The 26,369-nt window shown below is 34.8% G+C and carries 23 protein-coding genes and 1 pseudogene; 11 read left to right on the forward strand and 13 right to left on the reverse strand.

Going from position 1 to position 26,369, the window contains the following annotated elements; translation table 11 throughout:
• Positions 1-16: 16 nt before the first annotated feature.
• A complete protein-coding gene (locus BELBA_RS00590) occupies positions 17-1,069 on the reverse strand; it encodes an NAD(P)/FAD-dependent oxidoreductase (RefSeq protein WP_014770809.1) in 1,053 nt (350 codons plus the stop codon).
• A 58-nt stretch (positions 1,070-1,127) separates the two neighbouring features.
• Between BELBA_RS00590 and BELBA_RS00595 the strand changes: the two genes are divergently transcribed.
• From BELBA_RS00595 to BELBA_RS00615, 5 genes are read left to right on the forward strand one after another with little or no spacing between them, the layout of a single operon-like run.
• On the forward strand, positions 1,128-1,781 hold the full coding sequence (locus BELBA_RS00595) for an MBL fold metallo-hydrolase (RefSeq protein WP_014770810.1): 654 nt from the start codon (positions 1,128-1,130) through the stop codon (positions 1,779-1,781).
• A complete protein-coding gene (gene pssA / locus BELBA_RS00600) occupies positions 1,781-2,482 on the forward strand; it encodes a CDP-diacylglycerol--serine O-phosphatidyltransferase (RefSeq protein ID WP_014770811.1) in 702 nt (233 codons plus the stop codon). Before BELBA_RS00595 ends, pssA begins: the two co-directional genes overlap by 1 nt.
• A gap of 58 nt (positions 2,483-2,540) precedes the next feature.
• Positions 2,541-5,732 (forward strand): type IX secretion system sortase PorU, encoded by a 3,192-nt coding sequence (porU, locus tag BELBA_RS00605; RefSeq protein ID WP_245531109.1) that lies wholly within the window; start codon positions 2,541-2,543, stop codon positions 5,730-5,732.
• Entirely contained in the window at positions 5,729-6,949 is a 1,221-nt protein-coding gene (gene porV, locus BELBA_RS00610) for a type IX secretion system outer membrane channel protein PorV (protein ID WP_014770813.1), read from the forward strand. Before porU ends, porV begins: the two co-directional genes overlap by 4 nt.
• Positions 6,946-8,217, forward strand: coding sequence for a M16 family metallopeptidase (locus BELBA_RS00615; RefSeq protein ID WP_014770814.1), 1,272 nt, complete (start codon positions 6,946-6,948; stop codon positions 8,215-8,217). The genes porV and BELBA_RS00615 overlap by 4 nt, the downstream gene beginning before the upstream one ends.
• Here BELBA_RS00615 and BELBA_RS00620 read toward each other — a convergent pair.
• The 3 genes from BELBA_RS00620 to BELBA_RS00630 are packed head-to-tail and all read right to left on the reverse strand — an operon-like array spanning position 8,214 to position 10,487.
• Complete coding sequence (locus tag BELBA_RS00620) at positions 8,214-9,170, reverse strand: glycosyltransferase (protein ID WP_014770815.1); 957 nt, start codon at positions 9,168-9,170, stop codon at positions 8,214-8,216. The two genes, BELBA_RS00615 and BELBA_RS00620, sit on opposite strands and share 4 nt — an antisense overlap.
• Positions 9,167-10,099, reverse strand: a complete 933-nt coding sequence (locus tag BELBA_RS00625) for a hypothetical protein (protein WP_014770816.1) — start codon at positions 10,097-10,099, stop codon at positions 9,167-9,169. Before BELBA_RS00625 ends, BELBA_RS00620 begins: the two co-directional genes overlap by 4 nt.
• On the reverse strand, positions 10,089-10,487 hold the full coding sequence (locus BELBA_RS00630; RefSeq protein ID WP_014770817.1) for a sugar 3,4-ketoisomerase: 399 nt from the start codon (positions 10,485-10,487) through the stop codon (positions 10,089-10,091). Before BELBA_RS00630 ends, BELBA_RS00625 begins: the two co-directional genes overlap by 11 nt.
• A gap of 119 nt (positions 10,488-10,606) precedes the next feature.
• On the opposite strand from BELBA_RS00630, the gene BELBA_RS00635 reads away from it, so the two are divergent.
• Positions 10,607-11,206, forward strand: coding sequence for an IMPACT family protein (locus BELBA_RS00635; RefSeq protein WP_014770818.1), 600 nt, complete (start codon positions 10,607-10,609; stop codon positions 11,204-11,206).
• Here the strand turns inward: BELBA_RS00635 and BELBA_RS00640 are convergent.
• From BELBA_RS00640 to BELBA_RS00650, 3 genes are all read right to left on the reverse strand, one after another.
• Positions 11,196-11,798: a 3'-5' exonuclease gene (locus tag BELBA_RS00640; protein WP_014770819.1), complete on the reverse strand. Its 603-nt coding sequence runs from the start codon at positions 11,796-11,798 to the stop codon at positions 11,196-11,198. The genes BELBA_RS00635 and BELBA_RS00640 overlap by 11 nt on opposite strands.
• The gene (nhaC, locus tag BELBA_RS00645; protein WP_014770820.1) at positions 11,795-13,276 is read right to left on the reverse strand and encodes a Na+/H+ antiporter NhaC; all 1,482 of its coding nucleotides are present in this window, start codon (positions 13,274-13,276) and stop codon (positions 11,795-11,797) included. Before nhaC ends, BELBA_RS00640 begins: the two co-directional genes overlap by 4 nt.
• A gap of 61 nt (positions 13,277-13,337) precedes the next feature.
• Positions 13,338-14,462 carry an NAD(P)/FAD-dependent oxidoreductase gene (locus BELBA_RS00650; protein ID WP_014770821.1) on the reverse strand — a complete coding sequence of 375 codons (1,125 nt, stop codon included), beginning with the start codon at positions 14,460-14,462 and terminating at the stop codon, positions 13,338-13,340.
• Positions 14,463-14,548: 86 nt separating this feature from the next.
• Here BELBA_RS00650 and BELBA_RS00655 point away from each other — a divergent pair, with 86 nt between their 5' ends.
• Together BELBA_RS00655 and BELBA_RS00660 are read left to right on the forward strand one after the other, a co-directional pair.
• The gene (locus BELBA_RS00655) at positions 14,549-15,028 is read left to right on the forward strand and encodes an Mpo1 family 2-hydroxy fatty acid dioxygenase (protein ID WP_014770822.1); all 480 of its coding nucleotides are present in this window, start codon (positions 14,549-14,551) and stop codon (positions 15,026-15,028) included.
• 135 nt (positions 15,029-15,163) lie between these two features.
• Positions 15,164-17,179 (forward strand): monovalent cation:proton antiporter family protein, encoded by a 2,016-nt coding sequence (locus tag BELBA_RS00660; RefSeq protein ID WP_014770823.1) that lies wholly within the window; start codon positions 15,164-15,166, stop codon positions 17,177-17,179.
• 1 nt (position 17,180) lies between these two features.
• On the opposite strand, the gene BELBA_RS00665 is transcribed toward BELBA_RS00660, so the two are convergent.
• Positions 17,181-19,475 carry a patatin-like phospholipase family protein gene (locus tag BELBA_RS00665; RefSeq protein WP_014770824.1) on the reverse strand — a complete coding sequence of 765 codons (2,295 nt, stop codon included), beginning with the start codon at positions 19,473-19,475 and terminating at the stop codon, positions 17,181-17,183.
• 187 nt (positions 19,476-19,662) lie between these two features.
• On the opposite strand from BELBA_RS00665, the gene BELBA_RS00670 reads away from it, so the two are divergent.
• Positions 19,663-20,268, forward strand: a complete 606-nt coding sequence (locus BELBA_RS00670) for a DUF4494 domain-containing protein (protein WP_014770825.1) — start codon at positions 19,663-19,665, stop codon at positions 20,266-20,268.
• Positions 20,269-20,279: 11 nt separating this feature from the next.
• On the opposite strand, the gene BELBA_RS00675 is transcribed toward BELBA_RS00670, so the two are convergent.
• A complete protein-coding gene (locus BELBA_RS00675) occupies positions 20,280-20,879 on the reverse strand; it encodes a hydrolase (protein ID WP_014770826.1) in 600 nt (199 codons plus the stop codon).
• Positions 20,880-20,985: 106 nt separating this feature from the next.
• On the opposite strand from BELBA_RS00675, the gene BELBA_RS00680 reads away from it, so the two are divergent.
• Positions 20,986-22,023, forward strand: coding sequence for a PAS domain-containing protein (locus BELBA_RS00680; RefSeq protein WP_245531110.1), 1,038 nt, complete (start codon positions 20,986-20,988; stop codon positions 22,021-22,023).
• Here the strand turns inward: BELBA_RS00680 and BELBA_RS00685 are convergent.
• The gene (locus BELBA_RS00685; RefSeq protein ID WP_014770828.1) at positions 22,020-22,613 is read right to left on the reverse strand and encodes a DUF2911 domain-containing protein; all 594 of its coding nucleotides are present in this window, start codon (positions 22,611-22,613) and stop codon (positions 22,020-22,022) included. The two genes, BELBA_RS00680 and BELBA_RS00685, sit on opposite strands and share 4 nt — an antisense overlap.
• Positions 22,614-23,005: 392 nt before the next feature.
• Positions 23,006-23,386: pseudogene (locus tag BELBA_RS20440) on the reverse strand (HYC_CC_PP family protein).
• A 311-nt stretch (positions 23,387-23,697) separates the two neighbouring features.
• Here BELBA_RS20440 and BELBA_RS00700 point away from each other — a divergent pair.
• A complete protein-coding gene (locus BELBA_RS00700; RefSeq protein WP_169315096.1) occupies positions 23,698-24,201 on the forward strand; it encodes a hypothetical protein in 504 nt (167 codons plus the stop codon).
• A gap of 95 nt (positions 24,202-24,296) precedes the next feature.
• Here the strand turns inward: BELBA_RS00700 and BELBA_RS00705 are convergent, their stop codons facing one another.
• Both BELBA_RS00705 and BELBA_RS00710 read right to left on the reverse strand, forming a co-directional pair.
• A complete protein-coding gene (locus tag BELBA_RS00705; RefSeq protein ID WP_014770831.1) occupies positions 24,297-25,214 on the reverse strand; it encodes a LysR family transcriptional regulator in 918 nt (305 codons plus the stop codon).
• Between the two features lie 241 nt (positions 25,215-25,455).
• Positions 25,456-26,328, reverse strand: a complete 873-nt coding sequence (locus BELBA_RS00710) for an SDR family oxidoreductase (RefSeq protein WP_014770832.1) — start codon at positions 26,326-26,328, stop codon at positions 25,456-25,458.
• Positions 26,329-26,369: the final 41 nt, after the last annotated feature.

Raw genomic sequence — 26,369 nt, forward strand, 5'->3', positions numbered from 1 at the left:
AAAGGCAACTTAGAATTTAAATATACTTAAAAAAACGACTTATGTTAACATCATTTTGGGGTTGATTCTGATTTTTCAATAAATCCACCATCATTTTACTATAATACGGAACCAAAGAAACGCCCTTAGCTCCAAAACCATTAAAAACATAAACGCTTTCGTGGTCAGGATGTTTTCCCAATAGTGGCCTTCTATCTTTTGTAGCTGGCCGAATCCCTGTTTTGTGATCGATTAGCTTTTTTTCCTTCACTCTTACAAGGTTTTCTAATCGCTCGTAAAGCTCAATTTTTGCCCTCTCTGTTGGTCCTTGATCCAAATCATGCCAAGAATATGTTGATCCTACGCGGACTAGCCCATTTGGTAAAGAAATTCTAAAAACTCCCCGGTTAATAATCTCTTCAGGTTGAAAATCTTGCTTCAAATCCAATATTTCTCCTTTCACAGGTGAAAAAGGTAAAAATGAAAAATATTTACTCTTCATAGTTCCCAACCCATTACAATAAATAACACCCTTAGCAGAAATGTCATTGTATTGAATTTTTTCATTAGCAATAATTAATTTACTTTCATCGAAATATGCTTCCTCTAAAGCATTTTTCTGTTTGAGGAATTTTGAATAACTGTCTAGCAAAGTATTGATATCCAAATAACCAGAATTTGTTAAAATCACTCCCCCAAAATCGTTTTTTACTTCTTCATAAAGTGGATTTGTTTGAATTTTCTTGAGATAAACCCTAAACTTTTCATCCTCACTATTACCCATCCATTCGTTCTGCTCTTCAATATTTAAAAATGGTCTGTAAATAGGCTTTTTATATAAAAACTTACTCTCTAAGAAACCCTCTAATTCTTCATAAAGCGGCTCGATTTCAGGAAAAAGCAAATCTGCATTCCATGTTTTGACCATTTTCCGTCCTGTTACAGGGTTATACAAACCTGCAGCAACTCTGCTGCTATTATTTGCCTGAGGCTCATCGATTATCCTTACAGAATAGCCTTCTTTGATCAGTCGATAAGACAAAATCGTACCTGCTAAACCTTGTCCAATAAGTAAAAAATCTACTTCCATACCCAAAATTAAATTCTTTCTTTGTTATTTTGATCCTTTCAAGAAAATGTTTCAACCTATGTTACAAATTAAATCATTTACCTTCAATCCTTTCATGGAAAACACATTCCTACTTTTTGATGAAACTAAAGAGGCTGTCATACTTGATCCAGGTTGTTACGAAAAAGCCGAAAAAGAAACCTTAAAAAATTTCATCTCTAAAGAAGGGCTAAACATCAAATACTTAATCAATACCCATTGTCATATTGACCATGTTTTAGGAAATGCTTACATAAAAAGACAATACAATGTCCCGCTCCTCATGCATAAAAATGAAGTAGTTGTGCTGAAATCAGTTTCTTCCTATGCTTCCAATTATGGATTCCCTGCCTACGAAGAGACAGAGCCGGATAAATTTATTGATGAAAATGACCAAATTGAATTTGGTAATATGACGCTAAAGATCAAATTTGTCCCAGGGCATGCACCTGGTCATTTAATATTTTATAATTTAGATTCAAATATTTGCATAGCAGGTGACACCCTATTTCAAGGAAGCATTGGGCGAACAGATCTTCCAGGTGGAGATCATCTAACTTTACTAAATGCCATCAAAACTGAAATGTTTACCTTGCCAGAAACAATGACAATTTATCCAGGACATGGGCCAGAAACAAACATTGGCTTTGAGAAAATCAATAATCCTTTTGTAGGAGAAAGAGCAAAGTTTTGATGATCAAAAAACATATCCCTAACGCAATCACAAGTTTGAATCTCCTCTCAGGGATGATGGGGATTTATTATGTTCTTTCCGGAAAAATTGAATATGGCGCATATTTTATTTTTTTGGCAGCAGTTTTTGATTTTTTAGATGGATTTGTAGCGAGAATCTTGAGAGTTCATAGTGAGATCGGCAAGCAACTAGATTCATTAGCTGATTTGGTAACTTTTGGAGTATTACCTTCATTTATAATTTTCCAATGGATCAAAGACCTTTCAGATGCCGAGTATCTTCCCTTTTTTGCATTTTTAATAGGGATATTTTCAGCCCTTCGACTTGCTAAATTCAATGTAGACACAAGGCAGACTGATCGCTTCATTGGAGTTCCAACACCTGCCAATGCCCTACTGATAAGCACACTTCCGTTTTTAGTCCATAAATTTCCAATAGTTGAAAATTTGATCGCAAACCCATATACTTTAATCGGAATAGCTTTAGTTATGTCTTTCCTTTTGGTTGCTGAGATTCCGCTTATTGCTCTTAAATTCAAGAATTATGAATTCCAAAAAAACCTCTTTAGATACATTACTTTGGGTATTGGGTTTGTTTGTTTAATAACTTTAGGTTTGGCTGGAATACCCATTATAATTATTTCTTATATTGCACTTTCTGTATTGGAGGGAGTGATCTATAGTAATGAAGGCAAAGTTTAAAATATTTTTAAGAAGGTTTCTGATAAGTCTTTTCCTTCCATTCTTTTTTAACCATTATTTGGCTGCACAAGAGCAGTATTTTAAGTTCCCAGTTAAGGAATCTGGTGTTTATAAAATCACTTCAAATCAAATTAGTAATTTTGGTGCAAGCGCTTTGACTGATATCAGCATTTATGGTAATGCAGGCTTACTTCCTCAAAAATTAGATAGCATCGATCTTTCATTAAGAGAAATCCCAAGTAAAATAATTGGTGATGAATTATTTTTCTATCTCGAAGGACCACATCAAGTCAATGCTTTAGAAAATGATTGGGAATATCAACATCATTATTATACAGATACTGTTTTCTATCTTATTTCAGCTAAAACCCCAGTCAAAAGAATTACAGACGCACAAGAATCCCATCTAAATTCTTCAGGAAATTTATTCCAAATAATAGTAAAAAAAGAAGAGGACACAAACCTACTTTCCTCGGGCAGGAATTGGTATGGAAATCCAATTTTTAGCGGACAAGCGTATAATCACACTTTTTCAATTCCAGCAGGAAATTCGGGTCAAGCAATGATAAAGAGTAAAGTAATGGCTCAATCTCTTCAAACAAGTCAATTCAATCTTTTGATAAATGGTCAAAATAGATCAAATTTCACCATTCCATCTATTCCAAATGCTATTTATGGGATCAAAGGACGAGAGGAATCCATCAAATTACCTTTAAATCTGGAAAATAACTCGCCTGTAAATTTTCAACTTTCTTATCAAACTTCTGATGTGAATGGCGGAGCTTATATCGATTTTGTTTCAATCGCTGTCCCCTATCCAAATACCGATTTACCAAGTGGTATTTACTTTCATTTATCTGATAATCTTATACAAATCTCTCCAATTTCTGATAGAAATATTTTCATCTTAGACGACATCTATCGAACTCGATTTGTCTCAGCATCTACTTCAATTCAATTAGGGGAAAAAGTGGTTGTTTTCAACACTAGCGAGGCGAAAATCATATCTCAATTCAAACCAGCCAATTTAGAATTAAGATCAAGTCCAATAAGTCAATCCCTAGTGATTATTACGAATAATCAACTAAAACCTGAAGCTGACAGACTTGCCAACCATAAAAATAACATCGGGATCAGCACAAGAGTGGTTCTTTTACAGGACATTTTTGATGCGTTTGGATATGGTACATATGACATCACTGCAATAAGAAATTTCCTGTCTTATCATTACAACTTAGATGGTCAGATAGAAAACGTATTATTTTTTGGAAAAGGAACATTTGATTACAAAGGTAAAATCTCTGGAGGAAGACCAAATTTAATACCTTCATACAGTTCTCGAAATAGTCTCAATCCATTGGCAACCTATTCATCTGATGACTATTTTGGATTTTTGGATTTTGGTCAGGGCGAGTGGGAAGAAAGCAGTAATGGAGATGAAATCCTCAAAGTAGGAGTTGGCAGAATCCCAGCAATCTCGACTTTGGAGGCAAGAGAAATGGTAGATAAAATCATCGCTTATGAATTAAAATCCTCTAATCTAGGTGATTGGAAAAGAAAAATAGCTCTATTTGCAGATGATGCTGATAACAATATCCATTTGAACGATGCCGAAAGTCATGCGGATTTTTTAACTCAAAATCACCCAGAATATTTATTAGAAAAAATATACTTAGACAGATACGAACAAATTAGAACTGCAGGAAGACAATCATCCCCACAAGCAAAAGAAGCCTTAACAAAAACCATTGAGGAGGGTGTCTTGATTTTCAATTTTATTGGGCATGGCAATGAAACCACTTTGACCGCAGAGCGCGTTTTTCAAACTTCAGACTTGAGAGATTGGATAGAAAATCCGCTTTTACCATTATTTGTAACAGCCACTTGTGAGTTTGGAAGACATGACAGCCCATTTCTCAGGTCAGGTGCTGAAGAAATGCTTTTCGCAGAAAAAAAAGGAGTAATCGGACTTTTAACCACAGGGAGGCCTGTATTTAGTAGTATCAATTTTGCTTTGAACAAAGCCTTTATTGAAAACGTATTTCAAAAAGAAAATGGGGAAACTTTAGATCTTGGAGAGATTTTTAAAAGAACCAAAAACAATAGCCTCAATGGAGCGCTCAACAGGAACTTTTCCTTGCTTGGTGACCCATCCCTGAAGCTTGCGACTCCAGAATTAGAATCAAAAATTAAAGAGATTATTGATATTCAATTAGAAGTTGGAAAAGACACTTTGAGCGCCTTACAAAAAGTTGCAATTCATGGCAGTATCAGTGACCCACTAACCAATGCGAGAGTACTCAACGCAACAGGAACCTATAAAGTGACTTTATTCGATAAAAAAGAACAGCTCAGAACATTGGGAGATGAAAGTACGCCGACAAGTTTCATGGAAGAAGGAAATGTACTTTTTCAAGGATCTGGAGATATCACCAATGGTGAATTTGAGTTGGAGCTTATTGTTCCTCAAAATATCAATTATGAATTTGGTGAGGGGATTATCCGGGTTTTTGCAGAACTTGAAAATGGACAAGAGGCCATAGGAGCAGAAAAAATCACTATTGGAGGTACAAATTCAGCACCTCAACTCGATACGGAGGGACCAGAAATAACTATGCTTTTTGGAAATGAATATGGAGAGAATTTTGAAGTATTTCAAGGAAATAACATCAAATTACTCGCAAAATTGAGCGATGCAAGTGGGGTTAATATTTCGTCTAACAATATTGGTCAGGATATACTTTTGAGAATTAATAACAATGATCCAGTTTCAATTAATAATTTATACTTTTCTATAGGAAATACGTTTACAAAAGGTGAAATCAGAGTTCCGATAGAAGGCCTAGTTGAAGGAATAAATATCATTTCGCTCGAAGCATGGGACAATGTCGGTAATCGCTCAATCTTAGAAAGAGAGATCCACGTAGATGGAAGTCGTTCGGTGAAAATTCTAAAAAACACAACTTACCCAAATCCTAGCGAGGAGGTAAGTAACTTTAAAATAGAGCATAACAGAGCCGGTGAAAACTTAATTTTATATTTGCGTGTTTTCTCCACATCAGGTCATGAAATATACCAAGCTAGCAAACGTTATGTGAGAGCTAATTATATTTTGGATGATTTCGCGTGGATTTTTTTCCATTCGAAGACCAAATATCCCGTAAAAGGAACTTATATTTACGAATTACAGCTCGTATCAGAATTTGACAATACTTCAGATAAAAAGAGCGGCAAAATAATCATTAAATGAAAATATCAGTAAGCCATTCATTCAAAGCACTTTTTCTTCCCTTGGTATGTCTTTTGACTTACGAAGCGACAGCTCAAAACTCGACCATCATCTCAGGTCAAGACCCAAATAGACGTGTAATTACTACTGCCGTTCCTTTTTTGAACTTTGCTCCAGACAGTAGACATTCTGCCATGGGAGATGTTGGTGTAGCTACTTCACCTGATGCAAATTCTGCACATTGGAATGCAGGGAAACTTGCTTTTATCAAAGATGACATGGGCTTCTCCCTCTCTTATTCCCCTTGGCTAAGAAGATTAGTAAATGATATGTCAGTCAGTTACCTGACAGGCTACAAAAAAATAGATGAAAACTCAGCCTTTGGATTCGATTTACGATATTTCAATATGGGTGATATCCAATTAACTGACCAAAGGGGAAATGAACTGGGAGAGTTTACGCCAAGAGACATTGCGATTGGTGGTACCTACTCTAGAAGGTTGTCCGAAAATTTAGGCTTAGGTATCTCAGCAAGATTTATACATTCAAATTTATCAGGAAATATATCCTCCGTACGTGGTTCAGAAAGTAGACCTGGTGTAACTGTTGGTACCGATGTGGGATTATTTTACACCAAAGATGTACTTGCAGGAAGCAAAGAAGGAGTTTGGTCTTGGGGAGTCTCCATTACAAATATTGGACCTAAGCTAACCTATAATAGTGCTGAGGACTTAGATTATATTCCAACCAATTTTAGAATTGGTACGGCCTATCAAATCAAAATGGATGAATATAATTCAATCACATTTGCACTTGATTTCAATAAGTTGATGGTTCCTACTCCTCCCATTTATAGTACAGATGAAAATGGAAATTTAATTACAGATTCCAATGGAAATCTAATAATAGAACCTGGAAATGGGAAAGACCCAAATAGACCACTTATTGCGGGGATGTTTGGCTCCTTCACTGACGCACCAGGAGGTTTCAGTGAAGAAATGCAGGAGATGATGATTTCTTTTGGTGTTGAATATCTTTATAACGAAAAATTAGCCTTGAGAACAGGGTATTTCTATGAAAATGTAAACAAAGGAGGAAGGCGATACTTCACTATGGGAGTTGGGTTCAACTATAAAACACTAGGATTTGATTTCTCTTACTTAGTCCCACAAGTACAAAACAATCCACTGGCAGAAACACTCAGACTTTCTCTAGCATACAACATCTCAAAACGATGACTTTAGATAGAAGTAAATCTCCTGAATTTCAAATACCAGAAGATATATCCTTACAAAACCCAATCAAACGGACTCTTAACAATGGAGTCCATTTGTATTTTATACCTACACCTGATATTGACGCGATCAGATTAGAGATCAACACTGACACACAAAGATCTTTGGATTTAGTGGATAAAAAACTCACCTCGTTTTTTACACTCAATATGATCATGGAAGGCACAAAAAATCTTTCTGCATCCGAATTAGATGATTTTTTTGATCATTATGCAAGTGAAGTAGAGGTAAGTTCAGGATTTGAAAACAACAGCATTGCGCTTTTAACGACAAAAAAACACTTTTCTGAAGTCATCCCTGTTTTTAGAACTTTACTTACAGAAGCTACATTTCCTGAAAAAGAATTAGCCAAAAGAAAATCTCAAAAAGCATTGAGCATCAGTTTACAAAAAGAGCAAAATGCAGCAAGAGCAAGCCAACTGTTTAGAAGCCAACTTTTCGGTGAAAATCATCCTTACGGATTAATATCGGATGAATATGATGTTCAAATAATCGAAAGGGAGGATTTAGTAGAATATTACGAAAACTCACTTTGGTATAACCCTGAAATATTCCTTACTGGAAATGTAGATGAAGTTGAATTGAATATGATTGCTGATGCATTGGGTAGTTTGAAAGTAAATTTTACTGAAAGAGAATTTCCAGCATTCAATAATATTCAAAAAAATAGATTGTATGAAGAAAAGGAAAAATCTCTCCAATCTACCATCCGAATTGGCTGTCATTTGATTCCAAAAAATCATCCTGACTATCAAGCTCTTTCTGTTTTCAATACCATTTTAGGAGGTTACTTTGGGTCTAGATTGATCAAAAATATTCGTGAAGAGAAAGGCCATACATACGGAATTTATAGCAGCATTGGAAGCCTCAAAAATGCAGATTATTGGGTCGTCATGGCAGATGTTCAGAAGCAATATCTCAATGAGGTGATTACAGAAATCTACAAAGAGATCAATCTACTCAAAACTGAATTGGTTGAAAAAAACGAATTAGAAACGGTCAGGAATTATATGATAGGAAACTTTCTTTCCAACTTTAGTTCTGCTTTTGATTTGATAGGAAGATTTAAGAGTATTCATCAAGCTGGTCTAGATCAATCTTTCTATGAAGAAAAACTAGATTTCATAAGAACATTTACTGCTCAGGACATATTAGAAGTGGCTCAAAAATACTTCAATAAGTCTGACATGGTTGAAGTAATTGTAGGCTAAAATTTCTTTTTCAAGACAGTGTAAATTCCAGATATATTAAATCTGTACTTTGCCCAGATTTTGAAAAACTCAAATTTTAAACTTTTACTCCCAAGCTTTTGAGCCAATTTGATAAAATCATTTGCAACCTCAAAGTTTGCAGACCAAAGTGAATGTTTGGTTTCATACATTACACGATAAATTATAGCTTGATTTTCTTCTTTATCTTGATTGAGCTCAAAAATTTTCTGACAAACTTTGAGCGTAGAAGGCAGCATTTTTGAGACTTTAGGTTGATATTGATTGGAAGAAAAAGATTCAATATGAATCCGCTTTTTGACGCCAATATGATCTGAAAAAACTGCAGGAAATCCTCTTGAAAGTCTCACCAAAACATCAAAATCCTCATATTCTAATGATTCATCATAGCCTCCTATAGCTTTCAATTTTTCTGCATCAAAAATCAATGAAGGAGATAAAACCGGATTCCCTTTGATTATTTCTTTGTAAATGTAACCTTCCTTAACCTGATTAATCAATTCTCCATAATGGTCTCTTTTATAGAAAGTCTTTGCTTTTTCACCTTTTTCAAAAAGTTCAACATCCGAAAAACAAAATGCCGAATTAGGACTGTCAATTAATCTAGCAACACTCTTGATCAAATGCCCAGGCAAAATCAAATCATCACCTGAAAGGTCCATAATGTATTTTCCTTGACTGATTGCAAGCCCCTTGTTGAAAATCTGGCAATAGGGCAGTGTGATGTCTTCATAAATCACTTTAATTGGCAAAATATCGTTTTCAAACACCCATTTTTCAATCAGTTTTGCTGAATTATCTTTGCTTCCATTTTCAAGAATTATCAGTTCAAAATTCTTATAATCCTGGCTTTTAACACTATTTAAGGCTTCAAGCACATAATTTTCCTGATTGTAAACTGTACAAATGATGGAAACCAAACTTGAAGTAATCATGATTCAATTTCCTTAAACCATGTTGATTTATTTGACCAGTTATCTGCAAATTTATTCTTGAAATACATCAACTTATGATTTGGTTTCCCATCCAAATCAGAAGAACCCAAATCTAGGAAAGAAACTTTCTTTTCCATGGCCAATTTAAGAAGATAGACCATAAGCAATTCTCCTGTTAGGCGGAGTTGATTTTTTGGATTGATGGCGGAATAAAAATAATACAGACTATCTGAAGTCAATTTGACTGCAATGGCATGTGCAACTGCCTCACCTTCATGCAGAATCGTAATCACAAAATAACGCTCAGGAAAATTAGATACTTGCTGAATCAACTTATCCTCCTCCATTAAGATTTCATGCCCTCGGGTATTTTTCCACGAAGCAATATCTTGGAGAAAATTAAAGCTTTGAATATTTCCAGTAGTGATATTGTACTTTTGTTCTTTAGCCTTCTTATGATATTTGGAATAAAGCTGATTAAAAGTACTTTTAATAGACTTTTTCCCAGCTAATACTTGATGATTCAGAACTTTGGATAAAACAAATCCTTGACTAAATAATAGGTACCCGATTAAATCGGATTTCTTTCCGTACACACATGGCGCTTGTGTTACCTTGAAACTTTTGACACCAAGGTCTTTTAAATTTTCTATTAAAAACCTGATAAAATCAGAAATAATATCAGAATTAATAGTTTCATCAATCCAAAAACCTCCAAAAGGACTTTTTGGTAAAGACTCTGCTTGGGAATCAACATTGATAGAAATAAAAATCTCGCCCTTAATAACACCCTTTTTTATAACTTTCCCATGCAAATAATGAACTGCATCTACAGGGACGAAATTTTGCAAAAAATAATCATGAGAACTCTGCTCAAAAGTGTCAAGAGTGAGGCTTACTTGATCATCTATTTCTTTTTTAAAGTGCATTAAACTCATTTTTATCTCTGATATAATCACTTTCTGAAAATTTCCTGTTCGAGAAACCCAGGAGAATGGCTTTTTTACTAAAAGTAACTTCTGACCAATACATCGCTGGCAATATTAATGCTTGCTTTGGAGAACTGAGTGAAAAAGACATGACCTCTTCACCTTTTTCTAAACTTACTTCTAAAGTGCCTTGAACTGCAATTAATACTTGTGTCTCTTCTTTATGCGCATGAACACCTCTTTTTCCTCCCTCAGGCACATCTATAATCCAAAACGAACGCGCTATTGCAAAAGGCAACTCCATACTTTCTTCTAGAAAATAAAGATCTCCTGAGTTGTCTTCGACTCCCTTCAATGAAATGATTTCAGGTTTTAAAAATTGATTCATGCAGTTCAAAATTAAAACAATATTTAAGAATTGCGACAGAAGAAAATTTCTATTTTGTTATTTTTGGATAAATTCTAGGAAATAGAGAAAACCACATCATCCTCAAGTGGTCAAAAATTATGGAAGACACCTATCTTACCTTATCGAGAAAATCTGAAGGACTTTATAAAGAAAAAGGGAGTAAATTTTTGGCATTTGCCTATCCCGTAATTGATGAAGAAGAGGTGAAAGAAATTTTAGAAGGTCTCAGAAAACAATACTATGACGCAAGACATCATTGCTACGCATATATTTTGGGAAAAAATAAAGATCAATATCGTGCGAATGATGATGGCGAGCCCAATCACTCAGCAGGAGACCCAATCCTAGGTCAAATTAGATCAAAAGAATTAACAAACACCTTGATTGTAGTAATTAGATATTTTGGTGGAACAAAACTTGGTGTTGGTGGATTGATTACTGCCTACAAGACCGCTGCTGCTGTGGCCATTGAAAACAATGAAATCGTCAAAGCGAGAGTCAAGAAAAAAGTGATTATAGAATTTGATTATTTGGCTATGAATGATGTGATGCGGCTTGTAAAAGATCTTGATTTAGAAATCATTGATCAATCATTTGACAACACTTGCAATATACATTTACTTGTGAGAGAAGGAGTTTATGATCTTTTTAAGATCAAAATAAGCGAAATTGAGCAGGCAAAAGAGATTAGCGATTAAACAACTCGTCTAAATAACCTTGATACTGCAATTTCTTATAAATCTCTAAACATACCCAGGCATCTGTTGCTGCATAAAGCATTTGTTTTTCTGTGAGTGTGGGTGCTTCCCAGTTTGAAACTTGTTCTGATTTGGAAATCCTTATTTCCAAAACCATTGCAGCAAGGTTTCTAACACCTATATTTTGGAACCCAACTTTTTTCAATTGATCGTTTAAATCAAAAAAACTTGCTGGTGTAAAGTCTTCCGCATGCTTTCTTAGTGCTCTCAAATCATCTAATACTGCAGCCCCTATCTTAAGCACACTTGGATCTTCCATGATTTTTTGAATTTCCTTTGGCAAGCCAATTTCATTCAGTCTGATCAAGAAAGCCACATCAGATGTGGAAAGCTGAAGAAGAGAAACGTAATTATAAACCCCTTTTCTAAATGCAGGCTTAGTCTCAGTATCAAAACCAATCAAGTCATGCATTGAAAGTTCATCAACAACCTCCTGAACTTGATCCATAGAATTCACGAGGACAATTTCACCATCAAATTGACCTAATTCTAATTCATTTACTTGATCTTTTGTGATACTCTTTAAAATCATACTGAAAACTCCTTTTTGATCTCAATCATTTCTTCTTTTGAATAGTAATTAATTCCCAGTTTTAGGTAACCAAACAAAATCGTCATAATTGGACTAATGATATTAAAAAAGCAATATGGCGCATAAGTTAAAGTGGCAACACCTAAAACAGATGCCTGAGTGGCACCACAAGTATTCCAAGGAACTAAGACAGAAGTTACAGTAGCGCTATCTTCTAGCGTCCTACTCAAATTCTCAGGTTTCAAACCTCTCTTTCTATAAATGTCAGCATACATTCTTCCTGGAACTAAAATCGCCAAATATTGATCAGATGTCGTCACATTGAAAAATATACAGGTAGCTGCAGTTGAAGCAATAAGAGATCCTATTGAATGGACTTTTCTAATTACTGCTTCTGCCAATACTGAAAGCATTTTACTTTCTTCCATAATTCCACCAAAAATCATGGCACAAATAATCAACCAAATCGTATTAAGCATACCTGACATACCACCTGTGATCAAAAGTTCATTGACAATGTCATTTGAAGTGATCACACTAATACTTCCATAAAGCGCCATCATTACAGCTTTGAAAGCGTTGTAGGCATAACCCATTCCTTCTTCCCCAGCGATTGTATAAATTATTTGAGGTTGAAAAATAATAGCAAAAACTCCTCCCAACAACGCTCCAACCAACAAAGCAGGAACTGCAGGTACTTTTTTGATAATCAGTCCAATCACTACTAGAGGTACTATAAATAACCAACCGGTAATGTTGAATTTTTCTGAAATTACATTTGAAATACCTTTAACTTGATCTACTGAACCTTCTGCACCAGATGTAAAACCTATGATTCCAAATATAACCAAAGTGATCAAAATTGATGGAACTGTGGTCTTCGTCATGTGGCGAATATGTGTGAACAAATCCGTTCCTGCCATGGCTGGTGCCAAGTTAGTCGTATCTGAAAGAGGAGACATCTTATCACCAAAATATGCTCCAGAGATAATTGATCCTGCTATGATTCCTTCACTAAATCCTAATGCTTTTCCTATTCCAAGTAATGCTACACCTACTGTAGCCACTGTAGTCCAACTAGAACCAGTTGCTATCGAGACTACTGCACTAACCAGACAAGCCGCAATCAAGAAAATCGTTGGGTTCAATACTTGTAGCCCGTAATAAATCATCGCAGGAACAATCCCACTTAGCATCCATGTCCCTGCCAACGAGCCAATTAGTAATAAAATCAATATACTAGACATGGCTGAACTGATGCTTTTTACAACTCCATCTTGGAGGACTTCCCACTTGATATTCAGTCTAAAAACAGCGACCAATGCAGCTACAGCAGAGGAGATTACAAGCACCATCTGGTTAGAACCATCTAGGCCATCTGTACCAAAAATCCAAATATTGATTACAAGGAGAACAATTAAAAATAGAATGGGAAATATCGATTCGAGGATCGTAGGTTCTTTACGTATCTTGGCCATTAAATACTTTTTGGGATTTTTAGAAGCTTGAAATTAATAAAATTTTGGAACTTTTCACTTCTTAAAAATGACTAACCATCTCGGTGGCCGTCTCCCATCCAATCGCAACTCCCATTCCTCCTAATCTCACCCCAACGCAGACATCTTCTGCAATCATCTTGATGATAGGCTGCTTCGTCTTTCCAAAAGCCATGATGCCAGTCCATTCCATTTCTAAACTAAATTTTTGATTGGGTAAAATCTCTTTTTCGATTAAATCAAAAAGATAAGATTTGATCTTTGGATTGATTTCAAATTGATCTGTTTGCTCCCCTTCAAAATCTATATTTCTACCTCCACCAATCAACAGTCTATTTCCATAGACTTTTCTGAAATAGACATACCCCTTATCGTAATGAAAAGAGCCAGACCATGGTAATTCTTTTTCTAATGGTTTGCTCACCAAAATCAATCCACGTCCAGGTTTGATATCCAAATCAGGAACTATGATTTTTGTAAATGCATTTGTACAAATTGCTATTTGTTCAGCTTGAAAAGTAACTGGAGTATTCTCTGGTAATGGGCTTTCTACACTTATTGTTCTTTCAAATAGATCAAGTGCTTTTACGTTTGCTCCAGTAAGAATTTTTATACCTAATGATTGTGATTTTTTCCAAAGTGAATCCAAAAACATTCCTGAATCCAATTCACCTTCAAAATGATTCTTGACAATAGATCTAACTTTAGGACCAAACCCATAAGCTTTGATATCATTAAAAACTTCAAATACATTCCTTTGAAAAATAGGAGAGAGTAATTGGTTGATTCGATCGATTTCAGATAGCGCATCGATTTCATTTTCAGTAATGAGTTCATAACCTCCAGTGGCTTGATATCCGAGTGATTCATCTCCAAAAAATTCTCTAATCGAATTTAAACCTTTGAATCTCTTTTTCACCAAATCAGACACCTCTATTTCAGACAGATAATTTAGATCATCGAGAATCTCTGTCAAACTCCCAAAACAGGCAAAGCCTGCATTTTTGGTACTCGCTCCACTTGGAAAAAGACCTCTTTCCAACACCAATACCTTCTTTTCAGGATATTTGATTGCGTATTGCACTGCAACAGATAACCCCACAATTCCAGCACCTGCTACTATTAAATCGTATTTCAGAAAATGTTCTCGCTCCCAGTAACTCAGCATTATTTAGATTATTTTTAAAGATAATTGAAGACTATTTATTAATTTAATCCTGATATTCCAACCCTCAACTCAAAAAGGATACTTCGATGAGAAAAATTGATGCTTTACTTCACGAATATGGACTAAGTCACCAAAATCAAACTAATAAAACCATTCACTGGATTTGTGTGCCTGCTATCTTTTTTAGCATCGTAGGCTTAATTTTTAGCATTCCTGCGGGGATACTTGAGAACTTTTTACCATTCCTAGAAAGTTTTGCTAATTGGGCAACTATCACATTAATTATAATCCTTTTTTATTACGTATCCATCTCACCGCCTTTAGCCTTAGGCATGTTTTTCTTTTCAGCTATTTGCTTGGCACTTGCTAATTTTATTTACTTGATTTCTCCAATTCCACTTTGGGTGATTTCGATTGCTATTTTTATTGCTGCTTGGATATTCCAATTTTATGGGCATAAGATTGAAGGGAAGAAGCCTTCTTTTTTAAAAGATATTCAATTTCTGTTAATAGGCCCAGCTTGGTTGATGTCATTCATTTACAAGCGATTTGGGTTTGCTTATTAATTAATGTCTCTTATTTTCTCAAGGCAAATAATCTAGACTTTCTGTAATTACAGAAATGCATTTTAATTTATCTGGGTTAAGACTCTTGAAAGATGTATTTTTATCATCCGTATTATTGAAAATTAATCTGTTTTTATGAATTACTTCACGCTTGCCAATGTAGAGATCCCACTTTTATCAGATATTGTAGTCATTTTCGGTTTGGCTACTTTGGTAATCCTGCTCTTTATGAGATTGAAAATCCCTACTATTATTGGGTTTTTATTTACAGGTGCAATTGCAGGTCCCTATGGGCTTTCTTTGGTCAATGCATCTACTGCTGTAGAAGTCCTTTCTGAAATTGGAGTGATTCTTTTGCTTTTTGTGATCGGGATGGAGTTTTCATTAAAAAGTCTCCTATCCATCAAAAAAGCTGTCTTCATCGGAGGGTCTTTGCAAGTCGGTTTGACAATTGGGATCACAACTTTACTCACATATAGTTTTGGCTTTGATTGGAATGTGGCAGTATTTTTTGGGTTTCTCTTTGCTTTAAGTAGTACTGCCATCGTACTCAAGTTGCTTCAAGAATATGGTCAGGTTAATACGATTCCAGGGAGAACTACGCTTGCAATTTTGATCTTTCAAGATGTCATTATTGTACCATTAATGCTCTTCACCCCCATGCTTGCTGGCGAATCGGATAACGTATTGCTTTCTCTTTTATTTTTAGCTTTGAAGGGAGCTTTGGTGATCTTGCTTACCATAGTCACAGCGAAATATATTATTCCACATTTATTATATAGAGTAACCAAAACACGTAGTGAAGAGCTCTTCTTACTGAGCATAATTCTTACATGCTTTGCGGTTGCCTATGTCACTTCGCTTTTAGGATTATCTCTTGGTTTGGGAGCATTCTTAGCGGGCTTAATTATAAGTGAATCTGATTACAGTCATCATGCCACGGGTAAAATACTTCCATTTAGAGAAATATTTCTGAGTTTTTTCTTTGTCTCAGTGGGGATGTTGTTTGACATCTCATTTCTGTACGAGCATCTTCTAATAATATTTGGACTTACTGCACTGACTTTTGTAGTGAAATTTGTAGTAGTAGCTATATCCGTGAGAGCCATTGGCCAAGGATTTAAGGAAGCTTTTATGGTAGCATTTTCTATTTTCCAAGTTGGGGAGTTTTCTTTGCTTTTGGCTAAAGAGGGATTGAAATATAATTTACTCGATCCTTCTACTTATCAATATTTTTTAGCTATATCCATCTTGACAATGACAATCACTCCTTTCGTTTTGAAAAAAAGGGAGACGATCGCCTGTGGAATATTAAATTTACCCTTACCAAGCAGGTTAAATAGAAAATTTGGGAATGAAAATATTCCAAATGTACTTTTGGAAACCAAGGAGTTAAAAGATCATTTGGTCATAATAGGATATGGGCTTAATGGTAGAAATCTCTCAAAAGCAGCAAAATCAGCAAATATTCCATATTCCATCATTGAAACTAATCCTGAAACAGTCAAAGAAGAGTCAGTAAAAGGTGAACCAATCATGTTTGGCGATGCTGCCAATAGTGCCGTTTTAGAACATGTCAATATTCATAAAGCGAGGGTAGCTGTAATTGCAATTTCAAATCCTGAAGCAACCAAAAGAATCATATCAGCAATTAGATTGATCACCCAAAATCCATACATCATAGTTCGAACAAGGTACTTAGGAGAAATGGAAGCAAACCTCAAACTTGGAGCAAATGAAGTGATTCCTGAAGAGTTTGAGACATCCATAGAGATCTTTACGAGAGTTTTGGATAAATATTTGGTACCGAAGCATGACATTGATGACTTTACCATAGAAGTCCGATCTCATAAGTACGAGATGTTTAGAAATCTTTCCACCGAGATCAATTCTAAGTTTAGGGTTGATTTACCTGATATCAATTTTGTAAGCTTGAAAGTAGAGAAGGATTCAGGCGATTTGATAAATAAACCTATGAAAGAAGCAAGAATTCGAGATAACTATGGAGTAAACATCGTAGCAATCAAAAGAAAAAATAAAACAATCTCCGAAATCACAGGGGATGAAAAATTAAAATTGGGTGATATTATCTATGCCGTCGGCAAACCAGAGGCACTTGAAAAATTCGAAGCTGAAATTGAAGTAGATTAGATCAATCTTCCTTTGGTTTGAGAAATTCTATATTTCTTACACTTTGAAGGGCAGCTTGATTTTGAAAACTTTTGATATTATCAATTATTGACACCTTTTCTCGGGCTGTCAATCTCCAATTGAGAGAAGCTCTTTGAATTTCTTGAGCGGCGGGATTTACGGTACCCACAGAATCTGTCAATCCTCTATCCCTAAGAAATTCACTTGTAGAATATTCAAACTCAATCTTCTCAATATCAAACTCCATACTTTCCTTGAACTGATTGTATAAAACCTCATTATTTAGCGTTTGGATATTATCCCAATTGATTAAAATATTCTTTAAAGGAATTGACAATTTTTGAAAAATAGTTGGAAGAATTTTTTGATCTATTTCTGTGAATTTTTCTGAATCTCGTATGGTAATTAGAGTCACTCCTGATGTATTCTCTTTTATCCAATCTTGAAACACATAAATAAATCTCAAAGCATCTTGAATTCCAAAATTATCAGACAATCCCGCATCCATTGTTTCCATCTGAGGCAACGATGGTAATTGAATATGTGGAGTAATGAATGGAAATGTTGCTCCCATTCTTAAGGCACTTATAAAACGAAGATTGTCAGCATCTTGATCTTTAAAAAACCTCCTAAAATCAATCCCTTGGCTTTTTTCATTAATTCCTTCTGAACGTGAAGCTGATATTCCCATATAAGACATCGAATGCGGAGAGATGTAGAGTTTTCTCCCATCATTGGTAATCAATGGGGTAATTGGAAGCATTGGGATTTTGCTTTCGTACTCCGGTTTTGAATAGGCCTTGAGAGGCTTATCCATAATTTCTTTGGTGTTGATATTTAATTGATTCTCGAATGCAAAACCTCTATCCTGTAAATATTCCCGACCATTGTATGTGTAATATTGATTTCTAATAAATAAATCATTGACCAAAAGTGTAAATATGATTGGATTGAGATTATCTGAGGAAATTTGATGTAAATATTCTTTGTTGAGGTAATTTATACCTGGTTCTTCTTGATGTCTCAAATAGAGCTCTCGGAAAAATGCGGCGCCAACAACTCCCCCAGAAGCTCCAGTAATCATTTGAGTATGATTAAAAACTTTGCCTTGACTCGCTTTCTCTACATGTTGCAATACATTGAGAGTCCAAAGTGCTGCCCTCTGACCACCTCCACTTGTCGTGATAAAGATCATTCTAGGTACTGTCTTAGATGGAAACTTTGCCTTCCAGTTTTCTAAGATTTGAATGGTATTTGACCTGTCTTTTTCTACACTATCTGGATGCAAAAGATTTTGTAGATTCTCTAAGTTATAAACAGCTGGTTTAGTGTCATAATTCATACCAAATGCGGTATGCGGACGATTCAACAAAGGAGATTTTGATAGAAAATTAAAAAGCAACAAGAAAATAATAATCACCGGCGCTAGCCATTCTCGTAACCAAAAAGCCAAAGCTCCAATCAACATCATGATGATAGCAAATAGCAAAGTAGCACTCATTGCAGCAGGAATCTGTAGGACAGGATATTCTCTAAAAAAACCTAAAAACAATATAAGTAAGATCAAAACTGATTGAATTATTATTAAATTCAGGTGATTCTGATCAAAAACCCTTAAAAGCTGATGCCCTTCGAATCTAGCTAAATCAAGCCTGACGGGTTCAAAACCATTTCTTATATCTAAATAGTAAAGAACCTTGTTCTTAGTCTCTTTACTCTCTTTGATTCTCCTGAGCATATTTGCCCTTGGGATCCTTGTCTTTCGCAGTCTTTTCTCAACAGAATCAGCAAAAATCACAAACAAATCCTTGTTCGTAAATGCAAAGTAGCTAAAAATGATCGCATATATTAAAATTGAACCCCCAGTAAACCCTAAAAAATATTCAAAAACCTCAATTCTATCCTCATGTTCGTTGTCAAGTTGGAAACCTATAAATCTATACAAATAGACGATATAAAATACTAGAGGAATGATGGCATTATTGATGCAATACTGAATAAATGGGCGAGGAATAACTGCTAGAAACTTAAACTTTGCGCCATCCAAAATATAGGTTGTCATATGAAAAGCCATGGTAAATACACCAAAGGCTACACCCATCAAAAAAAATCCTTTCCAAGAAACTTCATTTAGGTATTCTGGATCTAGAAACAAGAAGGGAATCCCTAAGACAGTGCCAAATTTTTCCAAAATGATCAATAATAAGATTGCCCATAGCAAAAGAAGCGGGATATTTTTCTTCAAATGAAGAAAGAAAAGTTGAATAGGAAAACTATAATATATATTATTCCACATAAGCTGAATTTCAAAAGTAATATACACTTATTTTTTATAGAGAATCAAGCTCTATCGTAATTTGGGCAACTTTACGCAATCTATCATCAAGTTTTAGCATTTAAAAAAAGGAAATCAGAATTCCAGCAATTGATTGTGGCTTATGCCAATTAACCTTACCTTCGCAAACAAAATAAAAATTGAAAATATGAGAGTTTGGTTCTTGTGTAAGGTAAAGTACGCCAAAGAAAATGAAGAAGGTTTACTTAAAAATGTATCAGAGCAATATTTAGTAGATGCTGTTTCATTTACAGAAGCCGAGGCTAGAATATATGATATGCTAGGTTCTGTAATTCGAGGTGATTTTCAAGTGACCAATATCAGTAAAAGTAATATTGTGGATGTTTTCTTTTATGAAGATATTGACATTTGGCATAAATGTAAAATCACATACATAGTGACGGATGCTGATAGTGGGAAAGAGAAAAAAGTAACCCAATTCATGCTTGTGACGGCGCACGATGTGAAAGAAGCTTACGAAAGAATATTTGAGAGTTTGAACAATATGCTTGTGACTTTCAGGGTACCAGAAGTCACAGAAAGTCCAATTGTGGAAATCTTTCCTTATGAAAAAGATGATGAAGAATTACTCCCTCAACCAGGAGCAAACTTAAAACCACTCAGTGAAGTAAAAGCAGAACAAGAAAGACGTGAAGAACTGAGAAATGTAAATAAACCTCTGGAAGAGCATACTTTCGATGAAAACCAAGAAGAAATAGAACTTAAACAATATGAAGAAAACAGGGACGAATAGTCCCTGTTTTTTTATCCTCTTAGCTGATTTTCAATTACGAATTGTATCAATTCTTCTACTGAAATCCCAGATCTTTCGGATGCATCAGAAATATCATCCCTACTCACTTGCGCTGCAAAGCTTTTGTCTTTCAACCGCTTTTTGACGCCTTTGATTTCCATCCCTTCATACCCCTGTGGCCTCATCAGCGAGTAAGCATGGATAAAGCCAGATAATTCATCAAAAGCATAAAGCATTTTATCCATCTCTGAATCAGGGTTTACACCAAAATACCGAGGCCCATGACTTGCTATAGCTTTTATAATTCTTGGATCAATTTTCCTGAACTCCAATTCTTCTATTATCTTTTTACAATGTTCATCAGGCCATTGATCCCAATCAGCATCATGAAGTAATCCAGCCAAATGCCACATGTGTTGTTGTCCTTTATCATAATTCTTGAGCTCAGCAAAGCGCTTCATCAAATGTCCAACTTGTTTCATATGAAAAAGCAGCTTTTCATTTTTTACCCAATCAGTCAACAATTCATTGGCTTCTGATAAAGATAAAACGTTTCCTAAATTTTCAGGAGAACCAAATTCTATTCTGTTAAGAGGATGAGTCAATTCCATATTGAAATTATTATATTAATTATTTTCAAATTCATTTAAATGCATTTCAAATAAATATTTTTGCTTTTTGTTTAAATCTTATTAATTTAAGTATTATTTTCGAAACATGAAGACCACAAAAGATATGATTGGATATAACAAATCTTCAATATTGACTTCCAATTATTTTTATTTCATAAGCCTTGATTCGGGTAATAGGGTTTTGGAAACTAATTCCAAATTCCATAGCCAATTGTCAATATTTGAAAATTCGCTAATTGGACAGGTTTTTGGTGAAATTTTGTTTCCCAATGATTTTCTAAATTATCAAAGATTATTGAGTAAAACATTAGAAAAAGGAGAAAGAAATTTTAAAATGGATCTTAGAAAAATCAATGAAGATGGATCGGACTTTCATTGGACGCGTTGGGAATTTTCAATTGATAGAGGAATTGATCAAGAATTCACAATAAATGGTATTGGACATGATATTTTAAAAAATAATGAAAAAACAATAGAATTCCCTGATTTCATTTATGAACATCAAATCAAAAATGAAATCATGGAGGGCCTATTTGAAGATAACTTAATTGGGTTTTGGATTTGGGATATCGAGAATGACACTGATATTCTCAGTGTTTCCTTGAGAACAATGCTTGGATACGATTATGAAATCAAGAGAAAAAATGAGGTGAAATGGAAGAAACATATTCATCAACAAGATTTTCAAAAAGTACTTTTACAGCTTAATGATCATTTTTCAAGTTTTGGAAAAATCCCATTTCATAGTGAAATGAGAGTTAGAACACTTACAGGCAAAGAAATCTGGACGATTTGTTATGGCAAAGTCATCAAATGGAGCAATGAAGGAAAAGCTTCTAGCATGGTTGGTTGCTTTTTTGATGTTTCAGAAAAGAAAAAATCAGAAGGTATTTTGGAAAAACAAAACCAATTTTTAAAAACACTTACATTCAATCAATCCCATTTGATGCGATCAAAACTTGCTAATATTATGGGAATATTAGAAGTCATACAACCAAAACAAAATCCTGAAGAAGTACCCGAATTAATTGCATTAATTAAGGAGGAAGCTTTCAAGTTAGATATAGCCCTTCAAGAAAGCATTCACTCCTCTAGTGCCTTTAATTCAGATAAATCAGATTAATTTTTGGTTTCTAGGTTTAAAACAAAGCCCTTGTTTTCCCAACTAAATTTCAATTCTCCTTTTTTTGAACTTGATTGGATCACGTCAAATCTCAATTGTTCAACCATTTCTTCTGGTTGGATATTTTCAGTCTCAAACCTTATCACATCCAATGATTCATCATAATCATCAGCTAGATGTTGGTCATAATTTGAATTCAAGATAACAGTCCAGCCAGTTTCCATTGGTATTGTAAATAGCGCATATTTTCCAGCTGAAACCAATTCTCCCTCAATAATCAAATCTTCATTGAAAGAAATATTGGTGGCTGAATGTGCTCCCGTAACCCAAACCTCATTTAAAGCCACTAAGCCTCCAAATACTTGCCGTCCTCTAACACTCGGAGCAGAATAGTCCAAATGAACGTGATTAGAACCGATATTAGCCATAGCCGAAGTCCTAGGACTCTTAGAGGTAGCTGGTTCTGATGTTGCTGCATGGTCATGATGTGCGTGTCCATTTGAATCCTCTACTTTCCCCTCTTCTTTATTTGAAGAACAAGAAAGGATGATGAATGAGAAAAGGATGACTAGATATTGGTTGGTTTTCATATTTTTAAGTTTGATTGTGTACTTTTTATATAATATACTTCGTGAAATAAGATTAATATATACCTTCGGAGAAATAAGGGAAGTGAAATAAAGTTGAATTATACTTCGTAAAATATAATTGAAATATGTATCGGGATAATTCAAACTCTTAACTGAGTTTAGCGATTAAATCCCTTAAATAGGACAAAGGGAAATCATCGAAATCTAAGCTTTGACCTAACCTACTTGAAATTTATTGATATTTTAACGAAGGATCAAATCGCAAATAAGAAGATAAGAGCTGAATTGGAAACTTCAAATTGCTTCTTTCAAAACTTAAAAGTTTACACTTTTGGAAATGAATACTCCAATTTTGATCCCTTATGCATTATGTTAATGCAACAAGAAGAGTATCAAATCAAAAAAGCTTGACAAAAAATATAAATCGAGGCGTTGTGAAATTTTGGAGGTGAAGAGTCAGCAAAAGCTGTTTGATCAGCTATTGCAATTTCGTAGGTTGATATTTCAGTCTGGAAATTCGGAAATACAAAATCAATACCTAAAGCATGAAAATCTAAAATATCAGAAATCTGTTGATCAGTATTTGGAAGTTCTAAACTTGAAACATCACCACAACAACCTTGCATTGGTTCAGGAGATTCACAACAGGTTTTATATTCCGCAAAAACATTTACTCTTTGGAAGTCGTCACCTCAAAAATGCATTGAATAGCTCAGCCCTGCGTTGAAAAACACATAGAAAACTAAGAGTGATATTTTGATAAATGATTTCACAAAGGGTATTTACGCTTCAAATATAGGAAGGTTTTGATTTGTAAATGTATAGAATTTTTGTTGGAGTTTATAATCATCCAAGTTTTGTGAAAACTTACTATTCAAAAAAATGCAAGTCAATTAATATCCCCACTTACTTTTTGAAGGATTAATTGATCATATTATCAACAAAAAAATCATTTGTTTTTCAAATCAAAAAATAGAAAATAAAAATGAAATGGAGAATTGATAATTTTCTAGATCTTTTCCTAGATTTAAAATCTGAACCAATCTAAAAACTCTTTTAAGCAATGAGACTAACTTTACATCTATTGTCAATACTTATAATAAGCTTTTCAACAAATCTACTAGGCTATAGCCAAACTGAACAAGGAGCCCTTGATGCTACAGAAGCATATTTTACTGCCAAAATGTGTGATGATTATGAAACTCTCCTGAATTTGACTTTACCAGACTTGATTGAGCAAGCTGGAGGGAGAGAAAGTATGAAGGCTACACTTTCAAAAATTCATGACAATCAAAGAGCAAAAGGTATCGTCCTTCAGGGATATAAAATCAAACAAGATATTGAGCAAGCGAAAACCAAACTAGAAACTCACGTTTTGATTCCAATAGTCACCATAAGCAAAGTACCTGGAGGAACGGTGACTACAGAAGGGCATTTGATCGCGGTAGGATCTGATGAAAATTCAAAATGGCATATTGTAGAAACTTCTTCTCTCAACGAATTTAACATCCATAAAGTAATCGCAAATTGGGATAATACGATCGTTCTTCCTTATAAAAAAGCGCCTGTTTTTAAAGAGGACAAATGATTATCAGAAATGACATCTGTCACCGAATTGTTCTAAATAGCATTATCCACATGATCACAGGTGACAAGTATGCAGATTGGTATCATAGGGAATAGTTATAAATTCCAGGTAAAATATCTTTCAATCAATTTTCCCTTATTTGAAATTAAATAATCTAGATACAGTTTTGCGACAGGTGAAAATTTTCTTCTCTTTAAGTAAATTAAATTCCATTGAGTGTTTATTGGAAAACCTTTCACAGGAATAATCTTAAGATCTCCAGATTTAATTTCATTTTTAATCCCTATCAAGGGCATGATTGAGCATCCTATACCTGCCAATACTGCTTGCTTTACCGCCTCATTTGAGGTTAATTCAATTTTTTTCCTAATCAATACTTTTTTACTGTTTAAAAATTTTTCCATTGACATTCTTGTCCCTGAACCCTCCTCTCTATAAATCAAAGTTATTTCTTCAAGAATTCTTTCACTGTACTCCTTTTCTTCAAGTAAAAAATCTCGATTTCCAACCAAATAAAGCTGATTTGGCATCAGTTCAACCCCATCAACTTGCAGTTGTTCTGGCAAAATTGAAACCAAAGCAAAATCGACTTCATTGGCCGACAAACTCTCAAGAACCCTAGCTTTATTAGTAACATCCAATTTTAAATCAACTTCGGGATGATCTTTGAGAAAATTTGACAAAAAATAAGGCATAACATACTTACCCGTAGAAACCACCGAAATTTTAAGCTTCCCCGACATCAGCCCCTTAAATGCCGCCGTTTTGTAATTGATCCCCTGTACCTCTTCAATTATTTTTTCAGTTGCGGCTGCAATTTCTCTTCCAAAGTCGGTGACTACTAATTTCCTCCCTACGATTTCTGTCAAAGGAATATCGAATTGATCTTGAAGATTTTTTAATTGAATAGAAACTGCAGGCTGTGTTAAATGTAATTCTTCAGCAGCTTTTGTTATACTTTTTGTCTCCGTGATTTTTTGAAAAATCATCAATTGGTGCAGTGTATAATTCATAAATTTACTTTATTAAATAAACAATAAACATAAAATAAATACTATAAGAATTAAGTTTCAAATAGCTCTTTTTGTTTCGATTACTATTAAACATCTAACTCCGTGACTTTTATTCCATTGATTCCCATAGCCAGATAAAATATCTTTAAATAAAAAAATCAGTCTCTCAACTGATTTTTAGAATCCTATAAGTTTCTAATTTTCCATTTGGACTTCAAATAGCCCCAAAGTAGCTTGGGGCTTAGTGCTTTTTTCCCCTAGAGGCCTCTAACATATCCCACATTTCTTGAGGAATTGCTTCCAGATTATTGAATTCTCCCGCACCTTGAAGCCATTCACCACCATCTATTGTAACTACCTCTCCATTTACATAGCTTGAATAATCTGACATCAAATAAGCTGCTAAATTGGCTAACTCTTGATGTTCACCTACTCTTCCTACAGGTACCTTCTTAGCTGGATCAAACTTTTTAACTAAATCTCCAGGAAGCAAACGACTCCAAGCTCCTTCTGTTGGAAATGGCCCAGGGGCAATAGCGTTTGACCTAATCTTATATTTAGCCCATTCTACTGCAAGAGATCGTGTCATAGCAAGAACCCCCGCCTTCGCCGCTGCACTGGGTACAACATACCCTGACCCTGTCCATGCGTATGTAGTGACGATATTGAGGAATGTCCCAGCTTGTTTCGCTGCAATCCATCGCTTACCAGCGGTCATGGTAACATTGGCAGTTCCTTTGAGGACAATATCTATCACTGTGTTGAAAGCGTTTGTGGAGAGGCGCTCAGTAGGGCTGATAAAATTACCAGCTGCATTATTTAAAACACCATCAACTTTCCCAAAAATAGCATCAGCTTCATCAAATAATTTTTCTACTTGATCAATCTCTCGCACATCGCAAGCTACAGCAAGTACTTTTCCACCTGTCTCCTTTTCCATTTCTTTGGCAGTTTCTTGCAAGACATCCAATTTCCTCGATGTAATGACCAAGTTAGCTCCTAATCTCAAAAAATACAGTCCCATGGATTTCCCCAGGCCAGTTCCACCTCCAGTAATTATAATAGTTTTGCCTTTTAGGGCACCATCCTTTAGCATTCCTTCTGTATAGCTCATTGATTTTATGTTTTTAGACTGATAATATATCGATTCCAAAA

The sequence above is a fragment of the Belliella baltica DSM 15883 genome (genome assembly GCF_000265405.1).
Lineage (GTDB): Bacteria > Bacteroidota > Bacteroidia > Cytophagales > Cyclobacteriaceae > Belliella > Belliella baltica.

Coding starts and splice junctions, on each gene's coding strand:
- BELBA_RS00680 (WP_245531110.1), top strand. CDS start 20,986: ATGAAGACCACAAAAGATATGATTGGATATAACAAATCTTCAATATTG.
- BELBA_RS00625 (WP_014770816.1), bottom strand. CDS start 10,099: ATGCACTTTAAAAAAGAAATAGATGATCAAGTAAGCCTCACTCTTGAC.
- BELBA_RS00665 (WP_014770824.1), bottom strand. CDS start 19,475: ATGTGGAATAATATATATTATAGTTTTCCTATTCAACTTTTCTTTCTT.
- BELBA_RS00685 (WP_014770828.1), bottom strand. CDS start 22,613: ATGAAAACCAACCAATATCTAGTCATCCTTTTCTCATTCATCATCCTT.
- BELBA_RS00635 (WP_014770818.1), top strand. CDS start 10,607: ATGGAAGACACCTATCTTACCTTATCGAGAAAATCTGAAGGACTTTAT.
- pssA (WP_014770811.1), top strand. CDS start 1,781: ATGATCAAAAAACATATCCCTAACGCAATCACAAGTTTGAATCTCCTC.
- BELBA_RS00595 (WP_014770810.1), top strand. CDS start 1,128: ATGTTACAAATTAAATCATTTACCTTCAATCCTTTCATGGAAAACACA.
- nhaC (WP_014770820.1), bottom strand. CDS start 13,276: ATGGCCAAGATACGTAAAGAACCTACGATCCTCGAATCGATATTTCCC.
- BELBA_RS00710 (WP_014770832.1), bottom strand. CDS start 26,328: ATGAGCTATACAGAAGGAATGCTAAAGGATGGTGCCCTAAAAGGCAAA.
- porV (WP_014770813.1), top strand. CDS start 5,729: ATGAAAATATCAGTAAGCCATTCATTCAAAGCACTTTTTCTTCCCTTG.
- BELBA_RS00640 (WP_014770819.1), bottom strand. CDS start 11,798: ATGATTTTAAAGAGTATCACAAAAGATCAAGTAAATGAATTAGAATTA.
- BELBA_RS00670 (WP_014770825.1), top strand. CDS start 19,663: ATGAGAGTTTGGTTCTTGTGTAAGGTAAAGTACGCCAAAGAAAATGAA.
- BELBA_RS00650 (WP_014770821.1), bottom strand. CDS start 14,462: ATGCTGAGTTACTGGGAGCGAGAACATTTTCTGAAATACGATTTAATA.
- BELBA_RS00590 (WP_014770809.1), bottom strand. CDS start 1,069: ATGGAAGTAGATTTTTTACTTATTGGACAAGGTTTAGCAGGTACGATT.
- BELBA_RS00705 (WP_014770831.1), bottom strand. CDS start 25,214: ATGAATTATACACTGCACCAATTGATGATTTTTCAAAAAATCACGGAG.
- BELBA_RS00655 (WP_014770822.1), top strand. CDS start 14,549: ATGAGAAAAATTGATGCTTTACTTCACGAATATGGACTAAGTCACCAA.
- BELBA_RS00620 (WP_014770815.1), bottom strand. CDS start 9,170: ATGATTACTTCAAGTTTGGTTTCCATCATTTGTACAGTTTACAATCAG.
- BELBA_RS00630 (WP_014770817.1), bottom strand. CDS start 10,487: ATGAATCAATTTTTAAAACCTGAAATCATTTCATTGAAGGGAGTCGAA.
- BELBA_RS00660 (WP_014770823.1), top strand. CDS start 15,164: ATGAATTACTTCACGCTTGCCAATGTAGAGATCCCACTTTTATCAGAT.
- BELBA_RS00615 (WP_014770814.1), top strand. CDS start 6,946: ATGACTTTAGATAGAAGTAAATCTCCTGAATTTCAAATACCAGAAGAT.
- BELBA_RS00675 (WP_014770826.1), bottom strand. CDS start 20,879: ATGGAATTGACTCATCCTCTTAACAGAATAGAATTTGGTTCTCCTGAA.